Raw genomic sequence first — 17,288 nt, 5'->3', positions numbered from 1 at the left:
GATTGCACGTTCAGGACTTAGTTTCAAAATTCAGTTCCAAGGCGCAGTTTCAGATTCAATGCGACTTGTCGAACGGGTCGTCCTTGCGCGGCGCTTCGCTGGCGCGTTTGCCGGCGCCCTTGTTGATTTCGTCGAGACCGCCGCTGCCGCGCAGATCGGTGTCCACCTGGCCTTCGCGGATGTCCTGATAGGCGCGTCGCATTTCCTTCTGGTCGACGTCGCTGCGCTGGCTGTCGCCGGACTGGTCGTGCTCATGGGGCAGGCGTGCCTTGTTTTCCGGCTTCGGGTGGCGGTCTTTTCTGGTGCGGAGAAAACTGGTCATAAAGTCCTCACGTTGTATGGAGTTCGAGACCGTACGACATACAAGTGCGCGAGAAGTGCCGTTAGTTACAAAGTCATTTGCAAATAGCGGCGTTGTCCGACAGAAGCCGTCTGTCGGAGCCGTTTCAGGGCAGCGTCGGACCTGCCTCCGGACTACAGCGCCAGGCGTTGGCGCGCAGCCGCATATTCGGCTTCCAGCCGGTCCACCATGTGCGCCACGGTCGGCACATCATCCATCAGGCCGACCGCCTGGCCGGCGCCCCAGATGTCGCGCCAGGCCTTGGCCTTGGTGTCGCCGCCCGAGCCGAAATTCATCTTGGTCTTGTCCGCTTCCGGCAGGTTCTCCGGATCGAGTCCGGCGTTGACGATGGACTTCTTCAGGTAGTTGCCATGCACGCCCGTGAACAGGTTGGTATAGACCACGTCGGCCGCGCTCGAGTCGACGATGGCCTGGCGATAGTCGTCGCTGACGTTGGCTTCCTGGGTCGCCAGCCAGCGCGAGCCGATGTAGGCCAGGTCGGCGCCCATGGCTTGCGCCGACAGGATGGCGTCGCCGGTGGCGATGGCGCCGGACAGGATCAGCGGTCCCTTGAAGAACTTGCGCACCTCGCCCACCAGCGCGAACGGCGACAGTGCGCCGGCATGGCCGCCGGCGCCGGCCGCCACCAGGATCAGGCCGTCGACGCCGGCTTCCAGCGCCTTCTGGGCGTGGCGGATCGAGATCACGTCGTGCAGCACGATGCCGCCGTAGCTGTGGATGGCGTCGAGCATTTCCTTCGGCGGCGCACGCAGGCTGGAAATGATGATCGGCACGCGATGCTTCACGCAGACTTCCACATCGTGGGCAAGGCGGTCGTTGGACTGATGCACGATCTGGTTGACGGCGATCGGACCGATGATGGCGTCGGGATTGGCCGCCTGATGCGCCGCCAGTTCCGTCTGCAATTGCGTCAGCCAGACGTCGAGTTGCTCGGCCGGCCGCGCGTTGAGGGCAGGGAAGGAGCCGACGATGCCCGCCTTGCACTGCGCCGCCACCAGTGCCGGGCTGCTGGCGATGAACATCGGCGAAGCGATCACGGGCAGGCGCAGGTTCTGCAGCACGGCTGGAAGGGCGGAAGTAGGCATGGCGTCTCGTCGTTGTAGTAGGTAATGCAAAGATTATAGGATAAAAATATTACGATCGTGCTTTTTTGTGTTGTTGCTTCAAATGTTTTTTGCTTTTGCCAAGACTTTTTATTTTGCAAATATGTTATGTTTTCTACAAGTCAGTCGAAGACAGTTCTACGCATCCGTACTGGAGACTATCTGCAGGTGCGTAGCAGTGCCGTTCTGGCCTATACAAGGTGATCTTTTTCCTGGGGGGATATATGGATACCTTACTCATCGTGGCCGCCATTGCAGGCGGACTCATCGTCGCGGCGATCGTTCACAGTCGCCATCTGCATGCACGTCTCCGACACGTACGCGCGCGCAGTCACTACAAACACTGACGTTTTTTATTTGATCGCCATCTCGCGTGGCGCCGTGTTGCACGGCGCCACGATGCCTTCACACGCCCCTATCCTTCGGTGGGCGGAATCTCTCACGGAAACAGGGGAACGGCAATGCGCAAATTGTTTACGCTCAAGCGGAGTTTTTTCTTCTTCTTCATCATCTTGGCGGCGCTGTCGCTGCTGATGTTCGGCGCATTGCAAATGATTTTGCGAGCACAACACGAAATCGAAAGAGCCGGTGACTCGCGTTATGACTCCTACAAACTGGCCAACGAAGTACGCAACAACTCCGAGCACCTGACCCAGTCCGTGCGCAGCTACGTCGTTACCGGCGACCCGCGCTTCGAGACCATTTACTGGGACATCGTCGCCGTCAGCAGCGGCAAGAAGCCACGCGCAGACGGCCGCACTGTGCCGATCACCGACCTGATGAAACAAGCCGGCTTCACCGACCAGGAATTCGCCAGGCTCAATGAAGCGCAATCGCTCTCCACCGCGCTGATCAAGACCGAAGAAGTCGCCATGCACATGGTTAAAGGAGAGTACGACGACGGCACCGGCAAATTCACCAGGAAGGATGCGCCCGACCTGGAGAAGGCGCGCAAGCTGGTGCACGACGATGTCTATGAAAAGAACGCCGCTTCCATCATGCGTCCCATCAATGAATTTGAGAAACTGATGGATCAGCGCACCCGCGGCGAACTGGACAAGGCGCGCCGCGACGGCAGCATTGCCTATGCCGTCGGATTGGCCATGCTCGGCGTGATGCTGGCGATCTCGGTGGCCGTGCTGTATGCGCTGTATGTACTGATCAAGAAACAGCTCGACAAGAGCCTCGCGGTTGCCGAACGCCTCGCCACCGGCGACCTCACCGCTGAACTGGAAGTGGAACGCGACGACGAAATCGGCCGCCTGATGGGCGCCATCAACGGTATCGGACACGGACTGGCCAGCGTGGTCGGCAATGTACGCACCGGCACGGAAACCATCAACGTCGCCTCGCGCGAAATCGCCACCGGCAACGCCGATTTGTCCAACCGCACCGAATCGCAAGCCTCCAGCCTGGAAGAAACCGCCAGCTCCATGGAAGAGTTGACCTCGACCGTGCGCCAGAACGCCGACAATGCGCGCCAGGCCAATTCCCTGGTGACCTCCGCCTCCGAACTCGCCGTCAAGGGCGGCAAGGTGGTCGGCGACGTGGTGCATACCATGGGGTCGATCAAGGAAAGCTCGAGCAAGATCGTCGACATCATCAGCGTGATCGACGGCATCGCCTTCCAGACCAATATCCTGGCGCTGAACGCGGCGGTGGAAGCGGCGCGCGCAGGTGAGCAGGGCCGCGGCTTTGCCGTGGTGGCGTCGGAAGTGCGCAGCCTGGCGCAACGCTCGGCGTCAGCGGCAAAGGAGATCAAGGAACTGATCAGCGACTCGGTCGGCAAGGTCGACGCCGGCGGCAAGCTGGTCGATGAAGCGGGCGCAACGATGGGCGAGATCGTGACCTCGGTCAAGCACGTCGCCGACATCATGGGCGAGATCACCGCGGCCAGCCAGGAGCAGAGCACCGGCATCGAGGAAGTCAATCGCGCCATCACGCAGATGGATGAAATCACGCAGCAGAACGCCGCGCTGGTGGAGCAGGCCGCTGCCGCCGCCGAGAGTCTGCAGGAACAGGCCGACTTGCTGGCGAAGGCTGTCAGCGTCTTCAAGTTGTCCGGCACCGACCGTGGGCATGGTCATGTGCAGCCGGTCAGGCATTCCGCTCCGGTTGCAGCCGCAGCAAAGACATCTCCAGCAGCGCGGAAATTCACGTCGGCGCCCGCGGCCAAACCGGTGAAGGCGCCGGCGTCGGCGCCAAAACTGACGCAGAGCAAAGCAGCGGCATCGTCAGGCGCCCGCAAGCCGGCTGCGGCAGGCGCGGATGACGGCAATTCCTGGGAAGAGTTCTGACGCCGGCGGCGACATGAAAAAAGCGGCATGGTCGCATACCGACCATGCCGCTTTTTAACGTCCGGCGTCTTGTCGCCTATCCCAATCGCTTCGCCGCAATGGCATTGCCGGCACGGCTGACCGCCTTGCGTCCGAGATGTTGTGAAATGAACTGGCCGGCGTCCACCACGACGTCGAGGTCGATGCCGGTGTCGATGCCGAGGCCCTGCATCATGTACAGCACATCTTCCGACGCCACGTTGCCGGTCGCGCCCTTGGCGTAAGGGCAGCCACCCAGTCCGGCGACGGACGAGTGGTAAATCGTGATGCCGACTTCCAGGCTGGCGTAGATATTCGCCAGCGCCTGGCCATAGGTGTCATGGAAGTGTCCCGACAAACCGTCGATGTTGAATTCGCGGATCGCCGCCTGCAGCACCGGCGCCACCTTGTTTGGCGTAGCCACGCCGATGGTGTCGGCGATGTCGATTTCATCGCAGCCGAGGTCGCGGAAGCGACCCACCACGTCCGACACCGACGACAGCGGCACCTCGCCCTGATAAGGGCAGCCGAAGGCGCAGCTGACCGCCGCGCGTAAACGGATCTTGTGCTGTTTGGCCGCCAGTGCAACTTCGCGGAAACGCTCGATCGACTCGGCGATGGAGCAGTTGATGTTCTTTTGCGAGAATGCTTCGGATGCCGCACCGAAAATCACCACCTCGTCCGCACCGGCTTCCAGCGCTGCCTCAAAGCCTTTCATGTTGGGCGTCAACGCCGAATAAATCACGCCGGGCTTGCGCGCGATGCCGCGCATGACTTCGCCCGAGGTGGCCATCTGCGGCACCCATTTCGGCGAGACGAACGAGGCGGCTTCGACGTTGACGAAGCCGGCCGAAGTCAGGCGATTGACCAGCTCGATCTTCACCTCGGCAGAGATGGTTTCCTTCTCGTTCTGCAAGCCGTCGCGTGGGCCGACTTCAACGATTTTCACTTTCTTGGGCAAGCTCATGGGGTGTCTCCTTTACCTAAGCTTCGGCAGTTTTTGATGATATCAGTTTGGGGTGGGGACGTCGGTTGCGGTCAACGCCACATCGGCTACCGGGGCTCCGGTCATCGCCTGCAATTGCTGCGCCGTCAGATTGAAGACGGCATGCGGATGTCCTGCCGCCGCCCATACGCTGTCGTAACGGAACAAGTCCCGGTCCAGCAGCATCAGCGGTTTGACGGCATGGCCGATCGGGCAGACGCCGCCGATGACATAACCGGTTTTCTCGCGTACGAATCTGGCATCGGCCTTGCCCAGTGGGCCGACCTGCGCGGCCACCTTGGCTTCGTCGACGCGGTTGCTGCCGCTGGCGATCACCAGTACCGGCGCATCGTCGGACAGGCGTCGGAAGATGATCGACTTGGCAATCTCGGCGACGCTGCAGCCGAGGCCTGCGGCCGCCTCGGCGGACGTGCGTCCGGCGCTGGGCAGCATGATTACCGGTTTGTCGTGTTGCAGCGTCTTCAACAGATCCGCCACACGGCGGGCGGAATCGGGAAGCGCGTCGGATTGCTGTTGCATGTTCAATATCCCTTGTTACGATCGACTAGTCCGACTACCGCCTCGCCGCGTTGCAAGGCGGCGATTTTCTCGGCGATCTGGCGAGCTGCCTCGCTGCGCACGGTCAGTGCAGAAATGTGCGGCGTGATGGCAATGCGCGGATCTTTCCAGAACGGATGCTGCGGCGGCAAGGGTTCTTCCTGGAACACGTCCAGCGTGGCGCCGGCGATCTGGCCGCTTTCCAGCAGAGGGGGAAGATCGGCTTCGACCAGATGGCCGCCGCGCGCCAGATTGATCAGGTACGCGCCACGCGGCAACTGCGACAAGGTGTCGCGATTGAGGATGCCGGCGGTGTCGGGCGTCAGCGGCAGCATGCAGATCAGCACGCGCGCATTGCGCAGGAATTCATTCAATTGCGCGCTGCCTGCATAGGCTTTCACGCCGGGCAACGTCTTCGGGCTACGGCTCCAGCCGCTGACTTCAAAACCGAAATGCTGCAGGCTCTCGCAGATGCGTTGTCCCAGCACGCCCAGGCCCAGCACGCCGATGCCGAACCCGCTGCGCTCGAACGGCGGCAACGGCTTCCACTCGCCGCCGTTCGAGCGGGCCTGCCGTTCGTACTGGTCGAGGCGGCGATAGTAACGCAGCACCGCGTGCGTGGCGAACTCCGCCATCTGTACCGCCATGCCGCCGTCGTCGATGCGGATCAGCGGCAGAGTGTCCGGCACCACGTTCAATTTCAGGATGGCGTCGACACCGGCGCCGAGATTGAACACCGCCTTCAGTTCGGGACGGCCTTGCAGCATTTCGGCCGGCGGCTTCCACACGATGGCGTAATCGGCCGCCGCGGTATCGCCGGATTGCCAGACGCGAATCCCGGCATGCGGCAGGGCGGTGCGAAGATCGCGTAACCAGGCGTCCTGGTTGGCGGGGTCGGCGGTTTGGAAAAGGATGCGCATCGGAGCGGGTGAGAGGAGTGAAGGGAGTAAGCCGGTGATTTTACCTGCAACGCAAGGCGCTCGTCGTCAGCCGGCGTTCAGCAGGGACACGCCGTCGCTGCTGGCTGCACCGGCCTTGATCAGTTGCGCGCTGGCCCACTCCGCCAGTGCATCGTCGGAGAGATGGAAGTAGCGACGATTGCACAGCGCCAACAAGGGAATGCCGGCCATCATCGCCGCCACCTCCGGCAGGGAAATCGCTTGTCGTTCCAGCAGCAGGAACTTGAGCATTACCTTGACGCAGTTCTGCGCATTGCGCATGGAATCGGCCTGCAGATAGTCGAGGCGCGAATACGCCGTCGCCAGCGCCCGTTTCACGTCCGTGAACGGCGCGCCATGTCCGGGAATCACCACGCGCACATCAAGTCCCGCGATCAGGTCCAGCGTCGCGCGTTCCTCGGCAAAGCCGGATTCGCCTTCCAGCTCGGGGAAGATCACGCCGAAGCCGTTCTGCCACAACGCATCGGCGGAGATCAGGATGCCCTCCTGGGCGCAATGCAGGATCAGCGAATGCGGATCGTGTCCCGGCGCGGCGAGTGCGGTCCATTCCAGATCGCCCAGCACCAGCGTGTCGCCGTCCCGCAAGGTGTCGTCGAAACGGAAGCGCGGACATTGCTGGCCGGTGGCGCGATAGCTCAGTGCGTCTTCGTCCCAGCGCGTCACCTTGTCGGCTTCGGCGTGTGGAATGCTGGTGCGGCAACCATAGCGCGCCTGCAAGGCGGCGTTGCCGCCGCAATGATCGGAGTGCAGATGCGTATTGATCACGCGGTCGAGCTGCGGCGCGCGGCCGCGTTCCTTGAGCACATGGTCGACCAGCGCCAGGGTTTGCGCCGCGTGGGTAACGTAGCCGGTGTCGACCAGCGCCGTCTCCTGCGTACCCAGAAACAGCACGTTGTTGGAGGATAGCCAGCCGCGTTCCAGCACATATACGCTGGACGGCAAACCGTAGGGATGGGCTCGCATCAGTGATTAGTGATCAGTGACCGTTCAGCCCGGCGTGAACGCCAGCAATTGCGCGCCTTCCGTCACCTGGTCGCCGACTGCGTACAGCAGCTCGTCGATGACGCCGTCAGCCGGCGCGGCAATCGTGTGCTCCATCTTCATCGCTTCCATGATCAGCAACGGCGCACCCTTGGTCACGCCATGGCCTTTTTCAACGAGCACGGCGACGATCTTGCCTGGCATCGGCGCGGTCAGGCGGCCGCCTTCGCTTTCAACGTGGCCGGCGTGCGCCAGCGGATCGTCCCAGGTCAGCACTGCGTGCCGGCCCTGATGGAAGACGTGGAAGATATCGCCGTCGCGCACCACGTTGCCGGCGACGATGTTGTCGTCCAGCGTGACGCGCAGGTCGGTGTCGCCCTGACGTTCAAAGCGCAGGCCATGTTGCGCGCCGTCGCGATGCAGGATCCATGTCTGATCGCCGCGATACTCGACGCCGATCCTGTACTCACCGGCGTCGCCCGCCTCATCGGCAAACCGTAATACGCGCAACAGGCTGCCGTTCATGCGCCAGCCGCTGGTCTGCGCCCATGGATCGCGAGCGTCGCCGGCGTCTCCGGCTTCCTGCGCCAGCAACAACGAGGTCGCCAGCGCCAGCGTGGCAGTCGACGCCGGCTGCAGTGTCGGGAACAGTACATCGTGATTGCGTTCGATCAGTCCGGTGTCCAGATCCGCGGTGGAGAAGGCTTGTCCTGCCACCAGTCGTTGCAGGAAGCCGATATTGGTGGCCAGCCCGACGATGCGGTACTGCGCCAGCGCCGCTGCCATGTTGGCCAGGGCGGCGTCACGATCCTTGCCCCAGACGATGAGCTTGGCGATCATCGGATCATAGAACGGCGAAATGGCATCGCCTTCGCGCACGCCGGAATCGATGCGCACGGCAGCCGGCGTCTGCACATGGCTATCAACGCGGAAGTGGACTGCCGGCGGCGTGTGCAGATAGCGCAGCGTGCCGATAGCCGGCAAGAAACCTTTCTCCGGATTCTCCGCGTAAATACGCGCCTCGATGGCGTGGCCGTTGAGTTGCAATTGTTCCTGGCGCAGCGGCAGGTTTTCGCCGGCGGCCACGCGCAATTGCCATTCGACCAGATCAAGGCCGGTAATCATTTCGGTGACCGGGTGTTCGACCTGCAGGCGCGTATTCATTTCCATGAAATAGAACGAGCCATCCTCGCCGTTGGAATAATCGGCGATGAATTCGACCGTGCCCGCACCGACGTAACCGACTGCCTTCGCTGCGGCTACGGCCGCGTCGCCCATGGCGCGGCGGCGTTCTTCGCTCATGCCCGGGGCCGGCGCTTCTTCCAGCACTTTCTGATGACGGCGCTGTACCGAGCAATCACGCTCGAACAGGTAGACGCATTCGCCGTGGCTGTCGGCGAAGACCTGAATCTCGATATGGCGCGGGCGCGTCAGGTAGCGTTCCACCAGCACCTTGTCGTCGCCGAAGCTGTTGATGGCTTCGCGCTTGCAGGACGCTAGCGCAGCCTTGAAATCTTCCGATTTCTCGACGATGCGCATGCCCTTGCCGCCGCCGCCGGCGCTGGCCTTGAGTAGTACCGGATAGCTGATGCGGTCGGCTTCTTTCTGCAGGAAGTCAGCCTCCTGGTTGTCGCCGTGATAGCCAGGCACCAGCGGCACATTGGCTTTTTCCATCAAGGCCTTGGCCGCCGACTTCGATCCCATCGCATGGATCGCCGACGCCGGCGGGCCGATGAAGACCAGCCCGGCCTTGGCGCATGCTTCGGCGAAACCGGCATTCTCGGACAGGAAGCCATAACCGGGATGGATCGCCTGCGCACCGGTGGCCAATGCCACCGCGATGATCTTGTCGCCGAGCAGATAGCTCTCCTTGGCCGGCGCCGGGCCGATCAGCACGGCCTCGTCGCAGGCCGCGACATGCTTGGCGTGCGCATCGGCTTCGGAATACACGGCAACTGTCTTGATGCCGAGCTTGCGCGCAGTCTCGGCCACCCGGCAGGCGATCTCGCCGCGATTTGCGATCAGAATTTTGCTGAACATCTTGTCTCCTTTTTTGCATCTTCTGGATAGAAGAATTATTTTCCCGGTTCAGTCGGGGGCATTATTTTTTGTGCCGCCGCCGTCTTCGTATTTCGATGAGACGCAATTTCCGCCAATAATTGCCGACGCATCAGCTCCCGTTCGGCGGCATCTGTTTTCCAGACGATGTGATCATCGATTGCGTAGGGATAGCAATTTGATTTCGCCAGATTCTGGCAAGTGATCAGCGCAGAAGCGAGCGCGTCTTTTCCCGTGCGATACGCCCAATGTCCATTCTCGGAAATGACAAAGCTGCGTGGCAAAGGACGTGTGAGATAAAGGGCGTAGCTGTCTTTGGCAAATTGACCGACATAGGGGATGGCCTCGGCGTTGGCCAGTTCAGCAAAGCCGGTATCGAGAGGAAGTGCGAATTCGCTTTGAAGCGGTTGTTTCGCCGCTTTGCGGCTGGCCTCAATCTTTTGCTTGTTTGCCTGGCGGATATCCGTGAAGTCGGTCTTTCCCATCATCTCGGCAACGGCCAGTTCCGTGAACTTGTTGTAGAGCCAGTTGATGCGTGTACTGTCTCCTCCAGCTATACCACCCAGGCCATACGAGGCCGTAACGTCGAAGGCATGGACTTGTTTATTGCCGCTGTCGAAGATGCGGACCTTGCCGTCGATCGAATCCGCCCCTGCCATGATGCCCCACATAATTGCGTTGAACGCAGAGCGGATCCGGAAACGGTTAATGGTGATTTCTGCGCGATAAGGCGAGTCAGCTTTCACCAAATCCAAGCCGCCGAGTTTGCGTTCGATGAAATCCAGTAACTCCTTCTGGCTGAAAATAGGATTTTCGGCTTGCAACAACGTTGCCTCTTCCGACAATTTCAGTTCCACGGAATTGATGGAGGTCGTAGCGAAAGTAGCTTTCATGGAGCCGTTTTCCCTCTGTATCGTGCCGGCGCAGCCGGACAGCAATGCGACGCACAACAAAATCAGAGCCCAGTAATTTTTCATTTTCCCCTGCCTTTGTTATTGGATTTTGAGTATTCATTCTACATACGAAACACACCGAACTTCGTCTCTTCAATCGGCGCATTCAACGCTGCGCTCAGTCCCAGCCCAAGCACCGTGCGCGTATCGGCGGGGTCGATCACGCCGTCGTCCCACAGGCGCGCCGAGGCGTAGTAGGGATGCCCCTGGTGTTCGTACTGTTCGCGGATGGGCGTCTTGAAGGCGGCTTCCTCTTCCGCCGTCCAGCTGCCTCCCTTGGACTCGATGCCGTCGCGCCTGACGGTCGCCAGCACGCTGGCGGCTTGCTCGCCGCCCATCACCGAGATACGCGCGTTCGGCCACATCCACAGGAAGCGCGGCGAAAAAGCGCGACCGCACATGCCGTAGTTGCCGGCGCCGAAACTGCCGCCGATGATCATCGTCAGCTTCGGTACGGCGGCGGTCGACACCGCCGTTACCATCTTGGCGCCGTTGCGCGCGATGCCTTCGTTTTCATATTTCTTGCCGACCATGAAGCCGGTGATGTTCTGCAAGAAGATCAGCGGGATCTTGCGCTGGCAGCACAGTTCGATGAAGTGCGCACCCTTGAGGGCGGACTCCGAAAACAGGATGCCGTTGTTGGCGATGATGCCGACCGGCATGCCGTACAGATGCGCGAAGCCGCACACCAGCGTGGTGCCGTAGCGCGCCTTGAATTCATCGAACTCGCTGCCGTCGACCACGCGTGCAATCACCTCGCGCACGTCGAAGGGTTTGCGCGTGTCGGTCGGGATCACGCCGTACAGTTCGCGCGCCGGATACTTCGGCTCACGGATTTCGCGCATGGCCAGCTGCTGCGGCTTGGTGCGATTGAGGTTGCCGACGATGCTGCGCGCAATCGACAGCGCATGCAGGTCGTTTTGCGCCAGGTGATCGACCACGCCCGACAGGCGCGTGTGGACGTCGCCGCCGCCCAGATCTTCCGCCGTGACGACTTCGCCGGTGGCCGCTTTCACCAGCGGCGGACCGGCCAGGAAGATGGTGCCCTGGTCCTTGACGATGATGGATTCGTCGCTCATCGCCGGCACATACGCGCCGCCGGCGGTGCAGGAACCCATCACCACCGCGATCTGCGGGATGCCTTTGGCCGACAGGTTGGCCTGGTTGAAGAAGATGCGGCCGAAGTGATCGCGGTCGGGAAATACCTCGTCCTGGTTCGGCAAGTTGGCGCCGCCGCTGTCGACCAGGTAGATGCAGGGCAGGTGGTTGAACTCGGCGATCTCCTGCGCGCGCAAATGCTTCTTGGCGGTCATCGGATAGTAGGTGCCGCCCTTGACGGTGGCATCGTTGCAGACGATCACGCATTCCTGGCCGGCGACGCGGCCGATGCCGGTGATGATGCCGGCGGAGGGCGCCGCATCCTTGCCTTCCTTCTCCTGATACATGGCGTAGGCGGCCAGTTGCGAGAACTCGAGGAAAGGCGTGCCCGGATCGAGCAGCATCTGCACGCGGTCGCGCGGCAGCAGTTTGCCGCGCGCCAGATGTTTGTTGCGTGCGGCCTCGCCGCCGCCTTGCGCGATGACGGCGATTTTCTCTTTCAGATCGTCGACGATGACTTGCATCGCCGCCATATTGCTCTGGAAATCTTCACTGCGCGTATTCAGTTTGCTGTCGAGTTGCGGCATGGTGATCCCTTTGTCTCAATATATTCTTATTCGTCGTCGGGAAAGGCGCCGTCGACGTAATACCAGCGCGCCACGCCGGCGGCGTCCGGCTGGCGTACAAAACTGCTGACTTCATGCAAACGATGTCCGCGGCCGCCGACCTTGAAGCGGGCGACGAATTCCACCGTGGCTTCATCGGTGTCTTTCACATGTTTGTGCTTGATCACGTCGAGCCCTATCCATTTGACGTCGCTCTCGGCGGTGATCGGCTCGTCCGGCAGCGTGTCGGGATGCCAGGTCGCGCGCAGATATTCTTCCTCGCGCAACGAGAACGCCGTATAGCGCGAGCGCATCAATTGCTCCGCCGTCGCCGGCACCGCTTCACCTGCAATGAAGCGCCCGCAGCAGGCGCCGTAGACGCCTTTGCCGCAAGGACAGGCTTGTTTGTCTGCCTTTCCAGCCATCAGATTTTGCCGTTCTTCAGGAATGCTTCGAGCTGGTCGAAGCGGTCGAAGCCCCAGAACGATTCGCCGTCGACGATCACGAACGGCGAGCCGAACACGCCGCGTTCGATGGAGGCGGCGACTTCCGTTTTCAGCGCGTCCTTGACGGCGTCGTCATTGAGCGCCGCCGTCAGCTTGCCGATGTCGATGCCGTTATCGCCGGCGATGCGCACGACGGTCTCGAGTTTGCTGATGTCGATGTTTTCGGTGAAGTAGGCGCTGTAGAAGGCATGGATCAGGTTGATTGCTTTGGCCGCTTCGTTTTGCTGCACCCACAATATTGCGCGCGCCGCATGTTGCGTGGCGATCGGCATGACGTCGGGATGGCGGAACAGGATGTTGTGGAAGCGCGCGCTGCGCTCCATGTCGTGGCGCGCATAGTCGCCTTTCAACGGCACGTTGGCGATCGGCGCGATGTTCATGGTCTTGAACACCGGGCCGAGCAGGATGGCGCGCCAGTTGACCGTACGGCCATATTTCGCCGCCAGTTTTTCGATCTCCAGGGAGGCGAAATAACCGTACGGCGAGCTGAAGTCGAAGTAGAAATCGACGGGTGTTTTTTGATCGCTCATTGTTGGTCCCGGAGTGAGTTACAGCAATTCAATCGCCAGCGCCGTGCCTTCGCCGCCGCCGATGCACAGGGAAGCGACGCCGCGCTTGCCGCCGGTTTTCTTCAATGCGCCGATCAGCGTGACGATGATGCGCGCACCGGAGGCGCCGATAGGATGGCCCAGCGCACAGGCGCCGCCGTGGATATTGACCTTGTCGTGGGGGATGCCGAGTTCCTTCATGGCGGCCATCGGCACGGCGGCAAAGGCCTCGTTGATTTCAAACAGATCGACGTCGGCGGTGCTCCAGCCGATTTTCTTGTACAGGTTGTTGATGGCGCCGATCGGCGCGGTGGTGAACCAGTTCGGTTCCTGCGAGTGGCGCGCATGGCCCACGATGCGGGCGATCGGCGTGCTGCCGAGTTTTTTCGCGGTCGATGCGCGCATCAGCACCAGCGCGGCGGCGCCATCGTTGATGGAGGACGACGAGGCAGCGGTGATGGTGCCGTCTTTCTTGAAGGCGGCTTTCAGCGTCGGGATCTTTTCGATCTTGGCCTTGCGCGGACCTTCGTCGGTGTCGACCACGACGTCGCCGGCGCGCGTGGCCACGGTGACGGGCGCGATTTCCCATTTGAACGAGCCGTCGGCGGTGGCTTGCTGCGCGCGCTTGACCGAGGCGATCGCGAACGCATCCTGGTCTTCGCGCGTGAAGTGATATTTCGCCGCGCAGTCTTCGCCGAAAGTGCCCATCGCACGGCCTTTGTCATAAGCGTCTTCGAGGCCGTCGAGCATCATGTGATCGTAGATCATGCCGTGGCCGATGCGATAACCGCCGCGTGCTTTCGGGATCAGGTAGGGAGCGTTGGTCATCGATTCCATGCCGCCGGCGACGACCACGTCATTGGTGCCGGTGAGGATGGAGTCGAAGCCGAACATGGTGGCCTGCATGGCCGAGCCGCACATCTTCGACAAGGTCACGGCCCCGGCCGAGACGGGGATGCCGGCCTTGATCGCCGCCTGGCGCGCAGGCGCCTGGCCTTGTCCCGCCATCAGGCAGTTGCCGAACAACACATCCTGCACCTGGTCCGGCGCGACGCCGGCGCGTTCCAGCGCGGCCTTGATGGCGGCGGCGCCGAGATCGCCGGCGGTCAGCGCCGACAACTCGCCCTGGAAGGCCCCCATGGGAGTGCGCGCGGCGCCGACGATAACGATGGGATCTTCAATGCGGTCTTCAATACGGTCTTGCATGTTCTTCTCCTGCTGGAATGGATGAGTCAAAAAAAGCTTACATGGTCTCGGCAAACAGTTCGCGGCCGATCAACATGCGGCGGATTTCACTGGTGCCGGCGCCGATTTCGTAGAGTTTGGCGTCGCGCCACAGGCGGCCCACCGGGTATTCGTTGATGTAGCCGTTGCCGCCCAGCGCCTGAATCGCTTCGCCGGCCATCCAGGTGGCTTTTTCTGCTGAGTAGAGGATGGCGCCGGCGGCGTCCTTGCGCAGCGCGCGCACCGCGTCCGGCGTCTTGGCGCGATCGCAGGCCTGGCCGACGGCATAGACGTAGGCCTTGCAGGCCATCATGGTCGAATACATGTCGGCGATCTTGCCCTGCATCAGTTGGAACTCGCCAATCGACTGGCCGAACTGCTTGCGGTCATGCACGTAGGGCACGACGACGTCCATACAGGCTTGCATGATGCCGAGCGGTCCGCCGGACAGCACCGTGCGTTCGAAGTCGAGACCGGACATCAGCACGTTGACGCCGCGACCGATGCCGCCCAGCACGTTTTCGGCCGGCACTTCGCAGTCCTGGAACACCAGTTCGCCGGTGTGTGAGCCGCGCATGCCGAGCTTGTCGAGTTTTTGCGCGACCGAGAATCCCTTGAAACCCTTTTCCACCAGGAAGGCGGTCATGCCGCGCGCGCCGGCTTCCAGGTCGGTCTTGGCGTACACCACCAGCACGTCGGCGTCGGGGCCGTTGGTGATCCACATCTTGCTGCCGTTCAATACGTAGCGGTCGCCTTTCTTGTCGGCGCGCAGCTTCATGCTGACGACGTCGGAGCCGGCGTTGGGTTCCGACATGGCGAGCGCGCCGATGAAGTCGCCGGAGATCAGCTTCGGCAAATACTTGTTCTTTTGCTCGGTGCTGCCGTTGCGCTTGATCTGGTTGACGCACAGGTTCGAGTGCGCGCCGTAGGACAGGCCGACCGAGGCCGAGGCGCGCGAGATTTCTTCCAGTGCGACGATGTGCGCGAGATAACCCATGGCGGCGCCGCCGTATTCTTCGTCGGCGGTGATGCCGAGCACGCCGAGGTCGCCCATCTTCTTCCACAAGTCCATCGGGAACTGGTCGCTGCGATCGATTTCCGCTGCGCGCGGGGCGATTTCAGCCTGGGCGAATGCGGCTACGCTCTCGCGCAATGCGGCAATGTCTTCACCGTGATCGAAGGTCAAACCTGGCAGATGGATCATGTTGTGTCTCCTCGTTTGGATAATGTCGTTATGGTTTGGATGCGGTACGTGGCGCTTTACGTTAACGTCAATTCAATTGCGAATTATGCCTAAATAATGGGCAATGCGTATTCATGGGGTCAGGCGGATTTTCGTGCGGCGGCGGTGCGGGCGCTGCGTTTTGCCGGCGCTTTGAGCGGCAGGTCGGTTTCCAGCAAGTGCAGGCATTCGGCTTCGTGCGCTGCGATTTCTTCCAGCGTCACCTCGAGGTCTTCGCGCTGGCGTTCCAGCTTTTCGCGATGTTGCGCGAGCACGCCGAGGAAGCGCTGCAGTTGTGCTTCGGTATCCTTGGGCGACTCGTACATGTCAACCAGGTTCTTGATCTCCGAGAGGGTCAGGCCGAGACGCTTGCCGCGCAGCGTGAGCTTGAGGCGGGTGCGTTCGCGCGCGGCATAGACCCGGTTGCGACCGCCGCTGCCTTCGCGCTTCGGGCTCAGGAGGCCCTGGTCTTCATAAAACCGGATCGCGCGCGGCGTGATGTCGAATTCCTTGGCCAGCTCGGTAATGGTGTAGGTCGGCATGATCTCTTTGGGATGACGCGTTGCGGTTTCTGGATCGGTCGTGGCACTTTACGTTAACGTAAAGTATATTGTAGGCTTGTCTGCAAAAAATGAAAATATTTCTTCGTGTTTTGCCAGTTTGATAACGCCGGGCAATCTTCCGATCACAGTCAGGACCCCATGAACGCTCTTGAATCCCAGCTTGAATACGCCTTCGGCGACACCTTGCCCGCCGTGGGCGCCACCCTGGAAGTCGCGCCCGGCATATTGTGGCTGCGCATGGGCTTGCCGTTCGCGCTGGACCACATCAACCTGTGGCTGCTGGAAGACGAGATCGAAACGCCGCCCGGACGCGTGCGCGGCTGGACTGCGGTCGATTGCGGCATCGCCACCGACGCCACGAAGGAAAGCTGGGAAAGCATTTTCGCCACGCAATTGCGCGGCTTGCCGATCATCCGCGTGCTGGCCACGCATTGCCATCCCGACCACGTCGGCCTGGCGGACTGGCTGTGCCGGCGCTGGAATGCGCCGCTGTGGATGAGCACCGGCGAATATGGTTTTGCGCGGCTGATGTCGGCCGGCTTGCCGGGTGCGGACGGCACGTCGGCGGCGCCGCATTTCCGCCGCCACGGCTTGGTCGATGAAGAGTTGATCGCCAAGCTGTCCGGTCGCAACAACTATTACCAGAACCTGGTGCCGAGCGTGCCGCTGGCATACACCCGTATGCAGGACCAGCACACGGTGCGCATCGGCGCACGCGACTGGCGCGTGATCACCGGCTTCGGCCATTCGCCGGAACATGTTTCGCTGTACGCCGACGAGGCGCGCCTGCTGATTTCCGGCGACATGGTGTTGCCGCGCATCTCGACCAACGTGTCGGTATTCGCCATCGAGCCGGAAGCCAATCCGGTGCAGCAATATCTCGATTCATTGAAAAAATATACCGGCCTCGCCGACGACACGCTGGTGCTGCCGTCGCACGGCAAGCCGTTCCGCGGCTTGCATACGCGCATCACGCAACTCAACGATCATCACCGCGCGCGCCTGGCGGAAGTGCTGGAGGCATGCGCCACGCCAAAGACGGCGGTCGAGATCTTGCCGGTGATGTTCAAGCGTCCGCTGGATACGCATCAGCTCAGTTTCGCGCTGGGCGAGGCGGTGGCGCATTTGCACAAATTGTGGTTCGACGGCGTGCTGCAAAGACGGCTCGGCGAGGACGGGATTTTCCGCTTCAGCGTCGCCTCCTGATGCAATCAAAAACGGCCCGCAATCTGCGGGCCGTTTTGATGAT

The 17,288-nt window shown here is 61.6% G+C and carries 16 protein-coding genes; 2 read left to right on the top strand and 14 right to left on the bottom strand.

The annotated features are described in order from the left end of the window. Window positions 1-55: 55 nt before the first annotated feature. Window positions 56-322 carry a hypothetical protein gene (locus DXT88_RS20055; protein ID WP_016833751.1) on the bottom strand — a complete coding sequence of 89 codons (267 nt, stop codon included), beginning with the start codon at window positions 320-322 and terminating at the stop codon, window positions 56-58. 152 nt (window positions 323-474) lie between these two features. Continuing rightward, window positions 475-1,446, bottom strand: coding sequence for an NAD(P)H-dependent flavin oxidoreductase (locus DXT88_RS20050; protein WP_265215750.1), 972 nt, complete (start codon window positions 1,444-1,446; stop codon window positions 475-477). Between the two features lie 479 nt (window positions 1,447-1,925). Here DXT88_RS20050 and DXT88_RS23430 point away from each other — a divergent pair, with 479 nt between their 5' ends. Further along, window positions 1,926-3,761, top strand: coding sequence for a methyl-accepting chemotaxis protein (locus DXT88_RS23430; RefSeq protein ID WP_321161125.1), 1,836 nt, complete (start codon window positions 1,926-1,928; stop codon window positions 3,759-3,761). 76 nt (window positions 3,762-3,837) lie between these two features. Here DXT88_RS23430 and DXT88_RS20040 read toward each other — a convergent pair whose 3' ends face one another. The 12 genes from DXT88_RS20040 to DXT88_RS19985 form a co-directional block, all read right to left on the bottom strand. Then, window positions 3,838-4,746: a hydroxymethylglutaryl-CoA lyase gene (locus tag DXT88_RS20040; RefSeq protein WP_265215749.1), complete on the bottom strand. Its 909-nt coding sequence runs from the start codon at window positions 4,744-4,746 to the stop codon at window positions 3,838-3,840. A gap of 42 nt (window positions 4,747-4,788) precedes the next feature. Then, the gene (locus tag DXT88_RS20035) at window positions 4,789-5,304 is read right to left on the bottom strand and encodes a YbaK/EbsC family protein (protein WP_016833756.1); all 516 of its coding nucleotides are present in this window, start codon (window positions 5,302-5,304) and stop codon (window positions 4,789-4,791) included. Between the two features lie 2 nt (window positions 5,305-5,306). Continuing rightward, a complete protein-coding gene (locus DXT88_RS20030) occupies window positions 5,307-6,242 on the bottom strand; it encodes a 2-hydroxyacid dehydrogenase (RefSeq protein ID WP_265215748.1) in 936 nt (311 codons plus the stop codon). Window positions 6,243-6,308: 66 nt separating this feature from the next. Next, the gene (locus DXT88_RS20025) at window positions 6,309-7,244 is read right to left on the bottom strand and encodes an MBL fold metallo-hydrolase (RefSeq protein WP_265215747.1); all 936 of its coding nucleotides are present in this window, start codon (window positions 7,242-7,244) and stop codon (window positions 6,309-6,311) included. A 24-nt stretch (window positions 7,245-7,268) separates the two neighbouring features. Further along, a complete protein-coding gene (locus DXT88_RS20020) occupies window positions 7,269-9,302 on the bottom strand; it encodes an acetyl/propionyl/methylcrotonyl-CoA carboxylase subunit alpha (protein WP_265215746.1) in 2,034 nt (677 codons plus the stop codon). A gap of 35 nt (window positions 9,303-9,337) precedes the next feature. Further along, window positions 9,338-10,297, bottom strand: coding sequence for a DUF4410 domain-containing protein (locus DXT88_RS20015; protein WP_265215745.1), 960 nt, complete (start codon window positions 10,295-10,297; stop codon window positions 9,338-9,340). A 38-nt stretch (window positions 10,298-10,335) separates the two neighbouring features. Then, entirely contained in the window at window positions 10,336-11,958 is a 1,623-nt protein-coding gene (locus tag DXT88_RS20010; RefSeq protein ID WP_016833761.1) for a carboxyl transferase domain-containing protein, read from the bottom strand. Between the two features lie 26 nt (window positions 11,959-11,984). Next, complete coding sequence (locus tag DXT88_RS20005) at window positions 11,985-12,401, bottom strand: YchJ family protein (RefSeq protein WP_265215744.1); 417 nt, start codon at window positions 12,399-12,401, stop codon at window positions 11,985-11,987. Continuing rightward, a complete protein-coding gene (locus tag DXT88_RS20000) occupies window positions 12,401-13,012 on the bottom strand; it encodes a 2-hydroxychromene-2-carboxylate isomerase (protein ID WP_265215743.1) in 612 nt (203 codons plus the stop codon). The genes DXT88_RS20005 and DXT88_RS20000 overlap by 1 nt, the downstream gene beginning before the upstream one ends. A gap of 18 nt (window positions 13,013-13,030) precedes the next feature. Beyond that, window positions 13,031-14,236, bottom strand: coding sequence for an acetyl-CoA C-acetyltransferase (locus DXT88_RS19995; RefSeq protein WP_265215742.1), 1,206 nt, complete (start codon window positions 14,234-14,236; stop codon window positions 13,031-13,033). A 37-nt stretch (window positions 14,237-14,273) separates the two neighbouring features. Beyond that, window positions 14,274-15,458 (bottom strand): isovaleryl-CoA dehydrogenase, encoded by a 1,185-nt coding sequence (locus tag DXT88_RS19990; protein WP_016833765.1) that lies wholly within the window; start codon window positions 15,456-15,458, stop codon window positions 14,274-14,276. Between the two features lie 119 nt (window positions 15,459-15,577). Further along, complete coding sequence (locus DXT88_RS19985) at window positions 15,578-16,018, bottom strand: MerR family transcriptional regulator (RefSeq protein WP_265215741.1); 441 nt, start codon at window positions 16,016-16,018, stop codon at window positions 15,578-15,580. A gap of 159 nt (window positions 16,019-16,177) precedes the next feature. Here DXT88_RS19985 and DXT88_RS19980 point away from each other — a divergent pair, with 159 nt between their 5' ends. Continuing rightward, the gene (locus DXT88_RS19980) at window positions 16,178-17,245 is read left to right on the top strand and encodes an MBL fold metallo-hydrolase (protein ID WP_265215740.1); all 1,068 of its coding nucleotides are present in this window, start codon (window positions 16,178-16,180) and stop codon (window positions 17,243-17,245) included. Window positions 17,246-17,288: the final 43 nt, after the last annotated feature.

The sequence above is a fragment of the Herbaspirillum lusitanum genome (assembly GCF_026127345.1).
In the GTDB taxonomy this organism is placed as follows: domain Bacteria; phylum Pseudomonadota; class Gammaproteobacteria; order Burkholderiales; family Burkholderiaceae_D; genus Herbaspirillum; species Herbaspirillum lusitanum.
This window is presented reverse-complemented; position numbering and strand designations above follow the sequence as displayed.